Source organism: Thermostichus sp. OS-CIW-33, from assembly GCF_054059615.1.
Window position 1 is genome coordinate 1 of record NZ_JBSSCH010000033.1, and the last position, 14462, is coordinate 14462.

At 59.4% G+C, this 14462-nt stretch carries 10 protein-coding genes and 1 pseudogene; 4 read left to right on the top strand and 7 right to left on the bottom strand.

Features of this window, described 5'->3' with window-relative positions; genetic code table 11:
- Window positions 1-91: 91 nt before the first annotated feature.
- Together ACVWZG_RS13395 and ACVWZG_RS13400 are read left to right on the top strand one after the other, a co-directional pair.
- Window positions 92-400: pseudogene (locus tag ACVWZG_RS13395) on the top strand (zinc ribbon domain-containing protein); the annotation flags it as partial.
- A 246-nt stretch (window positions 401-646) separates the two neighbouring features.
- Window positions 647-3199: a glycoside hydrolase family 10 protein gene (locus ACVWZG_RS13400; RefSeq protein WP_457407444.1), complete on the top strand. Its 2553-nt coding sequence runs from the start codon at window positions 647-649 to the stop codon at window positions 3197-3199.
- 66 nt (window positions 3200-3265) lie between these two features.
- Here the strand turns inward: ACVWZG_RS13400 and ACVWZG_RS13405 are convergent, their stop codons facing one another.
- On the bottom strand, window positions 3266-3679 hold the full coding sequence (locus ACVWZG_RS13405) for a hypothetical protein (protein WP_011431749.1): 414 nt from the start codon (window positions 3677-3679) through the stop codon (window positions 3266-3268).
- A gap of 147 nt (window positions 3680-3826) precedes the next feature.
- Here ACVWZG_RS13405 and ACVWZG_RS13410 point away from each other — a divergent pair, with 147 nt between their 5' ends.
- The gene (locus ACVWZG_RS13410) at window positions 3827-4426 is read left to right on the top strand and encodes a pseudouridine synthase (protein WP_041436950.1); all 600 of its coding nucleotides are present in this window, start codon (window positions 3827-3829) and stop codon (window positions 4424-4426) included.
- Window positions 4427-4704: 278 nt separating this feature from the next.
- Here ACVWZG_RS13410 and ACVWZG_RS13415 read toward each other — a convergent pair whose 3' ends face one another.
- The 5 genes from ACVWZG_RS13415 to ccsB form a co-directional block, all read right to left on the bottom strand.
- Window positions 4705-6054, bottom strand: coding sequence for an adenylosuccinate synthase (locus ACVWZG_RS13415; protein WP_011431751.1), 1350 nt, complete (start codon window positions 6052-6054; stop codon window positions 4705-4707).
- Window positions 6055-6265: 211 nt separating this feature from the next.
- A complete protein-coding gene (locus ACVWZG_RS13420) occupies window positions 6266-7765 on the bottom strand; it encodes a S41 family peptidase (protein WP_414522847.1) in 1500 nt (499 codons plus the stop codon).
- A gap of 165 nt (window positions 7766-7930) precedes the next feature.
- Entirely contained in the window at window positions 7931-9601 is a 1671-nt protein-coding gene (gene tig / locus ACVWZG_RS13425; protein ID WP_457407441.1) for a trigger factor, read from the bottom strand.
- A gap of 76 nt (window positions 9602-9677) precedes the next feature.
- Complete coding sequence (locus ACVWZG_RS13430; protein ID WP_011431755.1) at window positions 9678-10061, bottom strand: LapA family protein; 384 nt, start codon at window positions 10059-10061, stop codon at window positions 9678-9680.
- A gap of 84 nt (window positions 10062-10145) precedes the next feature.
- Entirely contained in the window at window positions 10146-11198 is a 1053-nt protein-coding gene (gene ccsB / locus ACVWZG_RS13435) for a c-type cytochrome biogenesis protein CcsB (RefSeq protein WP_457388776.1), read from the bottom strand.
- A 99-nt stretch (window positions 11199-11297) separates the two neighbouring features.
- Here ccsB and ACVWZG_RS13440 point away from each other — a divergent pair, with 99 nt between their 5' ends.
- On the top strand, window positions 11298-12866 hold the full coding sequence (locus tag ACVWZG_RS13440; RefSeq protein ID WP_457407447.1) for a hypothetical protein: 1569 nt from the start codon (window positions 11298-11300) through the stop codon (window positions 12864-12866).
- A 268-nt stretch (window positions 12867-13134) separates the two neighbouring features.
- On the opposite strand, the gene ACVWZG_RS13445 is transcribed toward ACVWZG_RS13440, so the two are convergent.
- The gene (locus tag ACVWZG_RS13445; RefSeq protein ID WP_414357479.1) at window positions 13135-14277 is read right to left on the bottom strand and encodes an AI-2E family transporter; all 1143 of its coding nucleotides are present in this window, start codon (window positions 14275-14277) and stop codon (window positions 13135-13137) included.
- Between the last annotated feature and the right edge of the window lie 185 nt (window positions 14278-14462).

Below are 14462 nucleotides of genomic sequence, written 5' to 3' on the forward strand. Positions count from 1 at the left end.
TTTCTCGTTTTGACAAATTGGCCAGGAACTTCTTGAGTTTTCTCTATCTCGTCAGTGCTCTCTTTTGGCTCAAATGAAAGATCAACACAACCTAGCAAAATCTACCTATGATGCTGGGTGGGGACAATTTCTGCAAATGCTGGCAGTCAAGGCTGAAAGAGCTGGGCTGAGGGCGATTGCAGTGAATCCCAACGGCAGCAGTCAAAACTGCTCTCGGTGCGGTCAAAGAGTACCGAAAGCGGTTCAAGACAGGTGGCATTCTTGTTCCCATTGTGGGCTAGAACTAGAGCGCGACCACCATGCGGCCATCAACATCAAGCACAGGGCGGTGGGGCATCCCGTTCTTTTCGCGTCAGCGGGACGTAGTCCTCAAGCGCAGGAAACGTCCTTTTCGCGTTAGCGGCGCGGAGCGCTTTGCGTCAGCATGAGTGCGGGAGTATGTCACACTCCAAAATAAGCCCTATTTCTCAACCTGGACAAGCAACGGGATCCCTCGCCTGCCCTAGCGCCGCCTGGGGATTTCCCCCTTCCACTGGCAGGGATCCTCACCAACATCATTGTTGAATTGAATAATGTTGAATGGTCTGGGCGGGTGCAGGTTCATATCCGCGCTCCTGACGGATGGTCTTCAAAGAAAGGAGATCCAATGCTGTTGGCGGTTCGGTTCCCCAGTCCTTTGGCGGGACGGAGTCCTCAAGCAGGCTGGTCTGGGGTGGTGAGGGATCGTTTCTGGGGCTTCATCTTAAGATCCTTCAAGCCCCTGGCAGTTTGTCTGGGTTTCCTCTGGGTGGGTCTGCTGGTTTGGACGGGATCCCCGGTTGCCCACGGCCAAAGCGCTGTCCCCGCTGCGGAGCACTTTCTGACGGTGGTACGCTTGCCAGGGCAGAACTGGGCCAATATCGAGCGGCAACTGCAGCAGAGCGGCCTCAGCTACCAGGTGATCGACGGGATCGAGCCAGCAGGTTTGCGGGGGCGCAGCACAGTCTTTTTGCCAAACGTGAATCGCCTAACCGTTGCTCAAGCCCATGCTCTCGCCGAATGGATGCAACAGGAAGGGGGTCAGTTGATCGTCAGCGGCCCGCTGGAAATCCCTGCTGAGGCACGGGATCCCTTACGCAGCCTGATTGGCGCCTACTGGAGCGGAGATATTCCTCTGGCCAGTGCTGTGCGCCTGACAGAGTTTGCTGAAGCATGGGCCCGCAGCGTTCAGGCGGCCGATCGCGCCAGCGGTGCGGAGCACTTTGTGGTTGCCGGGGGAGCCCTCTTGCCCACCGGCCCGGAAAGTCGTCTGGTGGCCGTCTGGGAAGAGGTGGACATGGGGGACAATGCCTATGCGGTGATTGCCAGCCGCCAGAGTGTGTACCTGGGTTGGCGTTGGGGGGAGTTTCCCGAGGAGACGGCGCAGTTGGATCGGGAGTGGTTGCAAGCGGCTCTGCGCCGGGCCCAAGGCCGTTTCGCTGCCCTCAGACAGGCTGCTGCCACCCCATCCCCTTTGCCAGCGGTGCGGAGCACCATCAACACCCTGGAGTTGCTGGCCATGCGCCAAGAGCTGGGGAGCTTGCTGGGTCGGGTAGAGGGATCCCTGTTGCTGGCTCGGGCCACTCAAGGGGGGGTAGAAGCAGCCGAGTACAAGCCCATTTTGGAGCAAGCCCGCAGCGTGTTGCAACAGCTACCGGCCTGGGTGGAGGCAGGGCAATACGAGCAGGCGCGGCAGGCTTTTGAACAGGCACGGGCGGATCTGTGGGCCCACTACCCGGTGGATCGGTTGACGGCTTTGTCTGAGGTACGGGCCATTTGGCTGGATCGGAGCACCATTGTCGAGGCAGGCTCTGAGGCAGGGCTGGCTCAGATTTTCGATCGCCTGGCTCAGGCTGGCCTCAACACCGTCTTTTTCGAGACGATGAATGCTGGCTTTGCCATTCATCCCAGCCGCGTCGCCCCCCAACAGAACCCCCTCACCCGTGGCTGGGATCCCTTGCGGGCGGCGGTGCACTTGGCTCATGAGCGGGGCCTCGAATTGCACGCTTGGATTTGGACTCTTGCGGTGGGCAACACCCGCCACAATCTGCTGCCGGAGATCAACTTGCCCCAAGACTACATCGGCCCGGTGCTGACGGCTCACCCCGATTGGGCCAATCTGGACAATCGTGGCCGTCTGTTCCCGCGCGGGCAGCCGGAAACCTGGCTAGACCCAGCCAATCCGCAGGTGCGCAGCTATCTCCTGGCTCTTACCCGCGAGCTAGTGCAAGACTACCAGGTAGACGGAATCCACCTGGACTACATCCGCTATCCCTTCCAAAACGCTGCCAGCCGCCAGGTGTTTGGCTTCGGTCGGGCCGCTCGTCAGGGGTTTCAGCAGTTGTCCGGCGTCGATCCGCTGGAGTTGGATCCCTTGAGGGATCGCTCCCTCTGGCAGTTGTGGACCCGCTACCGCACCCAGCAGGTGAACGAGGTGGTGGAGGCCATTGCCCGCACCGCCCGCTCCCTCAACCCGCGCGTGATCCTCTCGGCAGCTGTCTATGCTCTGCCCAAGCAGGAGCGCCTGCAAAGGCTGCAGCAGAACTGGGAAGAGTGGATCCAGGCAGGGGAGCTGGATCTGTTGATCCCCCTCACCTATGCGGGCAATACACGGCGTTTGGCGCAACTGGTGCAGCCCAATTTGGAAATTGTCAGCCGCTTCTCCACCCTCTTCGTCCCCAGCCTTAATTTGTTGAACTTGCCGCCCGTCGAGTTCTTGGATCAACTGCAGGTGGTGCGGGATTTGCCCACCGGGGGGTTTGCTTTATTCTCGGTGCGGCAGCTTACCCCAGAGCTGGAAGCCATCCTCAGGTCCTCCGCCATTGCCTCGACTCGCATTCCCTATCGGGATCCCTTTGGGGCTGTTCGGGATCGCTTCCAGGCGCTGCGGCAGGAGTGGATGTTTTTGCTCGAGCAGAAACGGTTGGGGTTGTGGGAGCACAGCCAATGGATGGAGCAAATAGAGCGGGTGCAGGGATCCCTGGCGGCCTTGGCAGCGGATCCCACCCCGGAAGCCCTGGAACAAGCCCGTCAGCAACTGGGCAACTTGAAAACCAATCTTGCCACTTGGATGCGGCTGGAATCTCTGCGCAACCCCTATCGAGTTCAAGTTTGGGGCAACCGTCTCGCGGCTTTGGAGATGATGCTGCGCTACGGAGAGCAAACCCTGATGAGGGCATGAAGCTCCCCTCTTGCGGGATGGGGATCCCATCTATCCCCAGAACTTCCCCAGAACCGAAAAAAACTGTTATGGGGTATCTTTCGGCATTTCCTCTGCGGGGTCAGGCCCTGTATCCGGCTCCTTGGGGAGAGCAGAGTCCTCAGGACTGGGCAAGGACTCTGTCCTGCTGGCGCGAACCGCTTCCGGGGAGGTTTCTGGCTCCTCGTCATCGCTACGCGACGCTTCTGGGAACCCGTCAGCAGTGTGTGGCGCTGAAGCGGGCTGAGCAGCAACAGGTTCAGGAGCAGAAGGAGGAGGTGCAGCTGGGATCCCGGCTTCTTCTGCAGGAACAACCGCAGGTGGCTGAGCAGCTTCTTTTTCCTTTTGCTGTTCGTAGCGGCGACGTTTGTTGCCCTCATCCACCAGCACGTACACCAGGCTGAGGAGAGAGAGCCCTGCTGTTCCAACCAAAACCCAGAGTAAGTTGTTGTCTATGGTCATGGGGTGAGCCCCGTCAAACGCTGCTGGCGATGGAGGGATATTGCTCCTTAAGGCTTGATCTTACCGTTGAAGCCGCTCTGCCAAATCTTTCTGCCAAATCTTAAAGATTGGAAAGGTTGGGTTCACAGTTTTGTTGTTTTGTGTGTCATGCGCTATCTCAAGTTCTACAAGCCCTATGGCGTGCTCACCCAATTCACCGACCGAGAGGGACGGCCCACCCTCCAGTCTTTTATCCCGGTGCCCAGGGTTTATCCGGTGGGGCGACTGGATCGCGACAGCGAAGGGCTGCTCCTGCTGACCGATGATGGTCGCCTCAATGCCCGCTTGATCGATCCCAAGTTCGGCCATGAGCGCATCTACTGGGTTCAGGTGGAAGGGATCCCCACCCCCCAAGCCCTGCAACAGCTGCAACAGGGGCTGATCATCCAAGGGCGAAAAACGCGCCCGGCCCAGGTCAAAGTCTTGGCTGAGGAACCCACCCTGCCGCCACGGGATCCCCCCATCCGCTTTCGCCGCTCCATCCCCACCACCTGGCTGGAACTGACGCTGCGGGAGGGTCGCAATCGCCAGGTGCGCCGCATGACTGCCGCTGTTGGGATCCCAACTTTGCGGTTGGTTCGGGTTGGACTGGGGCCCCTCTCTCTGGCGGGGCTTGCTCCTGGCCAGTGGCAAGATCTCAGTGAGGTAGAACTGGCCCAACTGCGGCAATATTGTTTTTCTCAAACCATTAGAGTCATTTCAAGTTAGATTAAGACGCTTCCTATTCGCTCGGCAGTGAGGAGCTGGGAAGCAAGACAACGGAACAGTTTTATTCCCTCTTAAATGACTATAAACTAGGACACTGCATCCACACCTAAGACGTTGAACGCACAGGGCCGGAAGGCTTTTCTCCGTAGCTTAGGCGTTTCACCCTAACCTGAAATGACCATAACTTAACTCACATTGATCATTACTGAGCATTTGATCACTACATTGTTAATGATTGCCCTATGATTGCCCTTGTTCCCAATTGTTCTTGAGCCCACTCAGTCGGGCATGAGGGCGTGGGCGCGCTTGCCACCATTGGGGTAGAGAAGGGCCCGCTTGGGGCCGTGGATGGGATCCTCGACGATAATCGTCTGGTCGCGGCTGGCCCCCAGAGAAACAATGGCAATCGGCACCTGCATCAACTGTGCCAAAAACTTCAGGTAATCATGGGCTTCGGGGGGCAAGTCTTGGATGGAGCGGCAATCTTTGGTGGAACATTTCCAGCCCGGCAGGGTTTCGTAGATGGGTTTGCACTGGGCGAAAACCCGGGCATCGCTGGGAAAGTGACGAATTTCCCGCCCCTGGTACTCGTAGGCCACGCACACCTTGATCTCATCCAAGCCATCCAGCACATCCAGTTTGGTGATGGCCAGGCAGTCTAGGCCATTGATTCGCACCGCGTAGCGCCCAATTACCCCGTCAAACCAGCCGCAGCGCCGTTGTCGCCCTGTGGTGGTGCCAAATTCAGCACCGGTTGCCCCCAGGTACGCCCCGATCTCATCTTTGAGCTCGGTGGGGAAAGGGCCTTCGCCAACGCGGGTGGTGTAGGCTTTGGCCACCCCGATCACCCGGTCAATGCTGGTGGGGCCGATCCCAGCGCCAATACAAGCGCCACCGGCAATGGGATGGGAGGAGGTGACGTAGGGGTAGGTGCCGTAGTCGAGATCCAACAGGGTGCCTTGAGCCCCTTCAAACAGGATGTTCTCCCGATCTTCGATGGCTTGGGTGAGAAGCAGAGCAGCGTCGGTAACATAGGGGCGCAGCCGCTCGGCATAGGCCAGGTATTGCTCGATAATTGGCTCGGGATCCAAGGGCGGCAAGTTATAGATCTTTTCCAGCAAGACATTTTTGTAGGGAATGGCCCAACTGAGGCGCTCCCGCAGCTGGTCAGGGTACATCAAGTCCACGACGCGAATGCCCATGCGCTCGGCCTTGTCGGCATAGGTGGGGCCAATGCCCCGGCCGGTGGTGCCCAGCCGGTAAATGCCACGCCGCTCCTCTTCTGCGATGTCAATGACCCGGTGGTAGGGCAGGGTGACGTGGGCCGTTTCGGCAATGAACAGGTTGTCGGTGGAAATGCCCAATTGATGCAGTTGGTCGATCTCGGCCAGCAGAACCTCGGGATCGATCACCGTGCCGCTGGCGATGATGCAGCGTTTGTCGGGGTAGAGAATGCCAGAGGGGATCAAGTGTAGCTTGAAGGTTTGGCCCCCCACCACCAGGGTATGCCCTGCATTCACCCCACCTTGATAGCGGACGACCACATGGGCCTTTTCACTGAGGAGGTCGGTGATCTTCCCTTTTCCTTCATCGCCCCACTGGGCACCGACAACCACGACGTTTGCCAAGAGCTTCTCCTACAGTCCGTAGATGGCACAAAAAATCCCCTTTGCGGGGGTTGCTGCACTAATCTACCGCATCGCTCCGGGCGATGTTGAGAGATCAGGACAAAAAGATTAACAATCGATTAACTTTTCTCCGGCAGGGGACAACGTGGAGATGGGCGGGATCCCCGAACCCTCTGGCAAGCCAACAGAGATTCCCCAGTTGCCCTCGCCTTCAGCTCCCCGGCTTGAACAGGCCAATGGCCGTGACCTGGTTGGATCCCACCTCAAAGGCAAAGGCCAGGCCCAGGGCATCGTAGTTGACGTAGTAGCGGTCGTCGCGCAGATATTCTCGGCTTCCCTTGGGATAGGGTACCACCTCGTTGTAGCCGTTCTCGCCGGGCCCGCCGTAAACGGCGATCACTTCCGAATAGGTGGAGCCGATGCGGATCCCTTCGCCGGTCATGGCTTCCGGGTGGGTGGTGTAGATGCGGTTGGCGAAAAAGCTATCCACAATGCCCGGATGACGGTAGGTGAAGAGGATGTAGTCTTGTAGGTAAAAGATCTTCAAGTCGCTGTTGGGCTGAAACACATTGGCTCCAGAGGCCGCTGGGATCTGATCGACATTGCCCAGCAGGTGGGTATCCACGTTGCGGGTATCCATGCCCAGCTCAAAGCGACCGACTCGACCCTCTTGCACCAGCACTGTAGGCCGTGGGGGCAGGGCAGGTCGCCGGGGGGGCAAGGCCAGCGCTTGCAGGCCGGCATTCAGCCAAGCATTGTCATCTCCTTCCACGGTCTGCAAGGGCACCAGACCCCGCTCCAAAGAGCGACCATCCCCTGTTTTCCAGGTGGCCACGGCCAGTTCCACCGCCGCGCCGGAGGGGAGAGCAAAGAAGCGGGTTTGTCGTTCGCTGCCCTGGGTGGGCTGCCCCAAAATGAGGGTGCTGCCGCTGGCTCCCAACTGGGCAGCCAGGAGGGTGGCCCCCTGGCGGGTGTTGCCATCCACCAGAACGGCCAACGGGATCCCGGCGGCAATGGGCAGATTTTCGCTGTTCCAGAGGGTGGGCTGCCCAAATCGGTCTTCGGTAATCAGCAGCGGCTGGACGGAGCGGGGCAGAAATAGGCGCGCCACATCGGCCACCACTTGGGGGTCGTAGCCCACAGCTCCGCGCAGGTCGAGGACAATGCCCTGGCTGTAGTCTTGGGTGTAGAGGGTTTGGCGGATCTGCTGAGCCGTGGCTGGGGTGAGATCCGGCACTGCCAAATAAACCTGGCGCGGGCCAATCCCGCGGGCTTGTACGGGAGGACGGGGACGGTTGAGCAAGTCCTTGAAAGCTTGCGGATCCCAGAAGCGATCGGCGGGATCCCCATACTCCCGCAGGATCTCTTGAATGAACTCGTACTCCACCTCAATGGGGGGGCGGGGATCCCCGTAGCTTCGGGCCAACAGGCGGGTGTAGAGGTCGTTGTAACTGACTGCAGCAGCTTGGTTGCCTGCACCCAAGGACTCGTTGATGAACAATCCCACCAGATGGCGGAGATCCAGCCCGACCGGCTCACGGGGAGGGGAAGGGGCTGCCGGGATCCCTGGATCGGGAAACGAACCTTGGGGATCCGAGGGCATGATGGGCACAGGAGGCAAGGCCGATTGGCCCACAGCGCTGCCGGGCGAGATCCCGGCGATCAGGGTGAGGATCCCCCAAGCCCCAAGTACGCGCGCAAATCCCTTCATGGCAGCCTGCCCTCTTGCAGATGTTGCGAATAGGATAAACCCTAAACGCTCCCCTTTGCCACTGCCAGCAGTGGTAGATATCTATTTTTTGCGACTTGGAACACTAGGGGCTGCGCCCCCTTGCTTTTGAAGGAAATGCCCTCAGCCAGAAAATCCCCAGCGCATTCACTTGCCTTTTTTGTCCTTTTTGCTCGGCTTGGGCTTTTCTGCTGCCGGGATCTCTGTAGCGGTCTCTGCCGCTTTCTCCTCAACTGGGAGCGTTGCCTCTGCCGCAGAGGCTGAGACGGTTTCAGCAGGGGATGCTTCTACAGCCTTTTCTGTAGCTGGCTCGGCTTCCGCAGCTGCAGCTTCTCCATCCGTTTCCGCCCCCGTAGCCGTCTCTGAGGAGGATTCAATTGCCTCAGGGATCCCGGATACCTCTGCTTCTGGCTCATCGGCCTCAAACTCGGCCTCTGGCACTTCAACCCTCTCCTCTGAGCCTGCCAAAGAAGTAGGTGCCTGGGTTGGATTCCCCTCGCTATCAACCCAGTTGACCGTGGTCTGAGACTTCAGCCAAGCCATCACCTTGTCGGTCAGCAAGCCTTCATAGACGGCTTGGCGTACTCGTTCCCGATCCAGCTTTTGGCCTTGCTGGGCATAGGCCGCCATCACCTCTTCCACTTCCACGTCCAACTCCGTAGAGCCTACGGCAATTTGCTCTTGCCGAACGATGGCGCTCAGGGCCAAGGTGCGCCGCAGCCGGTCGATGGCTTCGGGTCGGTGGCGCTCTTTCAACTGGTTAAGGGTTTCGGGAGGCAACTCGGACAAGAACTTACGGAGCTCCCCCGGCTTGATGCCTTCCTGCCGCAGGGCCTGGAGACTCTGGGCCAGCAGTTGTGTCGTTTCTTGTTCGATGAGGGTTTCCGGCAAATCCACCTCAGTAGTCTCCAAGATGGCGTTGAGGAGGGCGGTTTCCAGGTTCTCCTCAGATTGTCTCAGGGCATCCTGTTCAAGGCGCTTTTGCAAGTGCTCCCGCAGTTCGGCCACCGTTTGGAAGCTGCTGATCTCTTGCACAAAGGCATCGTCCAATTCGGGCAGCTCTTTGGCCTTGATCTCCTTCAGGGAGACGATGAAGGTAACCGTTTTCCCGGCCACCTCTTCTCTGAAGTAGTCATCGGGAAAGGTGGCTGCAATCTCCTTGGTTTCGTCGAGCTGCATGCCCACGATGCCCGCCACAAAACCGGGGATGAAGTTGTCTTCCTTGAGTTCCAGCTGGAAGTCCTGGGTGGTCATCTCGTCGAGGGGATTGCCTTCTGCATCGCGGGCTGCAAAATCGATCACCACCACATCCCCCAACTGAGCAGGCCGATCTTCTACCGGCAAGAGGGTGGCCCGCTGATCCCGCCACCGGTCGATGAGCTGGTCAATTTGCTCAGGCTTGACGTCAACACGGGTTGCCGTAACGGTCAGCCCTTTGTATTGGCCAACGCGAGCTTCAGGGTACACCTCAACGTATCCCGAGAAGCTGAAGTCTGCCTCGGGGTTGAACTGAGCCAAGAGCTGCCCCACCTCGTCATCCAGCTCGAACCGACTGATGGGGGTGAGCTGAGCTTCCTTGAAAGCCTGTTGAATGGCCTCGCTGATCAGGTCATCCACAGCACTGGCCAGGATGCGCTCGCGGCCCACCTGACGCACAACAAGATTGCGGGGGGCCTTGCCCTTGCGGAATCCCGGAATTTGGATATTCTGCTCCAGTTGACGCAAGGTTTTTTCGTAGGAGCGCTTCACCCGGTCGGCTTCTACCACGATTTTGAGACCGACCCGGCTGCCAGGGCGTTTTTCTTGGATAACCTGCATAGGAAGTATGAGCTAGGGAGAGGGGCAAGTAGAAGTTCAATTCTACCTCAACGGCCTGTGGGTCAACCTGGGGATTTTAGGCAGGGGATCCCTCGGTGGCCACTTCTTTCACATCCTGGATGTCCTCTTGGGGTTCGGCACGCTTGCTGGGGGGCAGTTGCTTCACTTTGGCTTCCAGCTCCACCACCATTTCCTTGAGTTCGGTGATGGTGACCTCCTTCTCCTGCAGTTGCCGATTTTTTTCCCGGGCTTCGATGCTGAACTGTACGCGCATCCAGAGGCTATACAGCCAGGCGAGGGCGGCCCCAATCCCGGCAGATGCCAGAAGTTCCATCACCAGAGGGCTTTCAACGCTGACGCCGGGGGCAAAAGTAACCGTGACCGGGGTGGCGTTTTGCATGGCAAAGAGGGCAATGGCCAGGAGGGCTGAAAACAAGATCAGGTAGTTGAACAGTCGCATCGTTTTTCTCCTCGAAGGGATCCACTACGGCTTGCCAGCACCAGAATACCCATAAACTCGGGCCGGTTTTTGAGAAAAATTCCCTCAGAAAAACCAGCCATAACTGTGTAAGCCTTTGCCCAGAAAGTTCACCCCCAGATAACATACCCAAACCACCCCAAAGCCTAAGCTGGCCAAGAGGGCGGGGCGTCTGCCTTGCCAGCCTTTGGTGATGCGGGCGTGCAAATAGGCGGCAAAGACCAACCAGGTAATCAAGGCCCAGGTTTCTTTCGGATCCCAGCTCCAGTAGGTACCCCAGGCTTCGTTAGCCCAAACGGCGCCGGCAATAATGCCGATGGTGAGCAGGGGGAACCCCAGCCCGATCAGCCGGTAGCTGGTGTTGTCCAAGATTTCTGCCAGGCTCAGCCGTTGCCAGGGGATCCCTTCTGGGGCCGGTTGGGGAGGGAGCTCAGCCGACGAGGGGGCAGGGCGGGGGGAGCGGAGGCCGGCATAGGCCAGTTCCGAAGCAGGGGAGGGCAGGGTGGCCTCCGCCCATTCGGGATGGGTTTGGGGTTGGGGAGGGCGAAATTGCAGGCCGAGGGAGTTGCCCTTGAGATGCACTTCCTGACCGCGAGTGACGATGAGAAAGCTGATGGAGAGAAGGGATCCCACCAGCAGCGCTGCGTAGGCCAGCAACATCACAGTCACGTGCATCATCAGCCAGTTGGATTGCAAAGCCGGCACGAGGGGCTGGGCTACCTGCATATCTTCCGGCAGCACCAAGGCAGCAAAGGCTACGATCCCGGTTACAACTGGGGCAGTCATGACCCCCACCCAGCGGCTGCGGCTCCAGTGGAGGGCCAGCAGGTGCAAAGCGGTGATCCCCCAGGCCAGGAAAAACAAAGACTCGTACAGATTACTCAAGGGGAAGTAGCCTGCATCGATCCAGCGGGCCGTCAACAGGGCGGCCATCGTCAAGTTTGCCCCGATCATCCCCGCTAGGCCCAATTCGGCCAAAAGCTGCACCTGGGGAAAAGCTGCCCCACCCCAGTAGAACAGCATGGCCCCCAGAGAAATGGCAAACGCCACGTTGTTGAGCAGAGCTTGCCACTGGGCCAGATCCATGCCCGCAAGAGCTGTTATCGCCAACAGAGCCATACACGACCTCAAAAGTGTCTCCGACCCGGCTGGAGCCAGGCCAGTTGATCCCATTCTAGGGCGGGGGAAGGGATCTTCCCCAAAGGACACATGCTGGTAATGTGGGGATGGCTTGTCTGCGGCTCGGCAGGATACAAAGAGCATTGGGATGTAAGGCTCATGCAAGAACACGCGGGAAATGCCAGGTTGAGAAGGTGGGGGTTGTTGAGATGGTGGATCTGTCTGTTGGCCGCCCTCGTTTTGGCCTCTTGTGGGGGATCCCCGCCTAAACCCCCGCAGGAACAGCTTCCCCAGCTAGAGCGCGTGCCGGTTCCCCCGGAGATTGCCAAGCTGGATGCCCATTTGCAGTATTGTCGCCCGCAAGTTCAGATCCTCAGCCCCAAGCCAGGTGAGGTGTTGCCAGAGCGGCAGGTAACCGTTCGCTTCGCGGTGCAAGGGTACCCACTTTTCAAAGATCCGCAATTGGGTCTTGGCCCTCATCTGCACGTGGTGCTGGACAACCGGCCCTACATCGCCCATTACGATGCCGATGCTCCCCTCGTTTTCAAGGATTTGGAGCCGGGATCCCATACTCTGCGGGTGTTTGCCGGCAAACCCTGGCACGAGAGCTTCAAAAACTCTGAAGCCTATGCCCAGGTCAGCTTTCACGTGTTAGCTCCCACCCCTGAGTACGTACCACAGCCGCAACTGCCCCTGCTCACCTACAACCGCCCCACAGGCAGCTACGGGGCCGAGCCAATCTTGGTGGATTTCTGGCTGGCCAATGCCCCGGTGCGGGAGAGCCTGTTGAGTGACTTGCCACGGGATTGGCGGATCCGCTACACCCTCAACGGCCAATCCGGCCTGCTGGATCGCTGGGAGTCTTTTTATCTGAAGGGCTTCAGGCCCGGTCGCAATGTGATGGTGCTGGAACTGGTGGACAGCAAAGGGGATCCCATCCGCAATGTGTTCAACAGCGCCGCCCGCGAGATCACCTACACCCCTGGCGGCCAAGACACCCTCTCCAAGCTGGTTCGGGGGGAGCTAAAAGCCGAAGAGGCCCTCGCCATTGTGCAGCCGCAGCCCACACCCACGCCGACTCCGGAACCCACGCCCACCCCAACGCTGACGCCAACGCCAACTCCGGAACCCACGCCCACCCCAACGCTGACGCCAACGCCAACTCCGACACCCACGCCCACTCCTACTCCGACGCCAACACCAACTCCGACACCCACGCCCACTCCTACTCCGACGCCAACACCAACTCCGACACCCACGCCCACTCCTACTCCGACGCCAACGCCAACTCCGACACCCACGCCCACTCCTACTCCGACGCCAACACCCAGCCCGACGCCCACACCCACACCCACTCCGACTCCAACGCCAGAGGCGACGCCCACGCTTGCACCTCGTCGCCAGCCGCGCTTTCAACTGGGCCGCCCCCGTCCGACACCAGAGGGGATCCCGGCTGTTCCAACGCCACCGCCCGTAGTAGCCACTCCCGAACCTGAGCTTACGCCTGAGCCCTCTCCACAACCTGTCCCCACTTCAACTCCCCAGCCTGTGGCTACGCCTTTGCCGCGCGTGACCCCTATCCCTTTCCAGGAGCGGCGAGTGCGCCAGCAGGGGTTGCGGCTTTTCCCGCCGGGACTCCACAGTCCGGCCTTGCCAGGTGAGCAATAGCGGGACGGAGTCCTTGAGTTGATAGAAAGTTGATAGAATGCCCTTCGCGCAGCGGGCCGTAGGTCTCACTGTTCTCCCAATGCCCCTCTGCCTGGGTGCGCAGTTGCCAGTTGTCGCGTTCTCACACCGGTCAAGCGCGAGGAGCGTGGAGCGACGGGAAAGAATCCCCCGGCTCTAGCCGTCGGGAGAACGTCGATTCCTGCCCAATGGAAGGGCCGGTCGTGTGGCTAAGCTGATGGGGTTGAGCCAAGCCAGGAGCATTGCTCCCTTAACCATCTCGCACCGATTGCGGCGGCGGGATGGGATCCTGGGTGGAGCTCTGGATCCCATTCTCTCCACTTTCCAACCTGAGCAAGGGCCGCAATCGGGATCCCTGCCAGGGATCCAGGACATCCCGAATTAGCACCTCCTGAATCCACACCTGCAGGATTGCCGCCAAAGGCACGGCCAGGAACAGGCCCAGCACCCCAAAGAAAAAGGCTGAAGTAACTTGAGCTACTAGGGTTAGGGCGGGCAGGAGCGACACCTGTCGGGACATAACGATGGGGGTGAAGACGCTGCTTTCCAACTGCTGGATCAGGATATACAGCCCCAGCACTGCCAAGGACTTCCAAGGGGCATCCGTGAGGGCTACCAGCATGGGGGCCACCACGCTCAGGGTTGGGCCGATGTTGGGGATGAAGTTGAACAATCCCGCCAGCACCGCATTGGCCAAGATCAGGGGCACCCCCAAAATCCACAGCCCGATCCCACTCAGCAGCATCACCAAGGTGCTGGTAAACAGGATCCCCATCAGCCACCCTCGCAGCGCCAGCTCACAGCGCTTGAGGATGTAGCGAATGCGGGGACGGTAAAAGGCCGGGAAAACCGAGACAAAAGCGCGACTGTAGGCTTGGGGATCCGCCAACAACAAGATGGTGAGGATGATTACAAACAATAGGTTGAGCAGGGTGCCAAAAAAGGCAGTGAAGGACTCGGAGAAAAAGTCGCGCACCTGTCGCACCAACTCGGTGGCCTGGGGCACCAAGCTATTGGCCAATTCCCGCAGCGTCGGCAGCTCAATATCCGTCGGCAAAGAGAGGATCAAGCTCTCGAACAGCCGCTGCGCTTGCACGATCCCGGCGGGCACCCCATCGGTAAACAGCCGCCGCAACTGCTCCGCCAGGGGGGGCACCACGATTAGCCCCACCAAGATCGCGGCCACCAAAACCGTCAAACTGGTGATGACAATTGAGGGGCCACGCCGAAAGCCGTAGCGCTGTGGGATCTGGGCCAAGGTATCCAATGCTACTGCCAACACAATGGCCGCGAACACCAACAGCAGGATCTGCCGGATCTGCCAAAGCAGAACTAGCAGGCCCAACAGCGCCCCTAGCCCCAGCCACTGGGCGAAGGTCACCCGCCAGCTCACCTCCTCTCTCGCCCGGTTGTCGCCTATTCTAGATGGGATCCCGACAAGTCCCATCGCTATTCGAGAACCCTGGATGCGCGATCCTGTCCCTTCAGCTAGAAATCGCAGGAGCCCCGCACTGTACCCGTAGGGTCGGTGTCGGGAGGAATGCGCTTTGATGAAGTACAATGAACTTATGAGCCAAG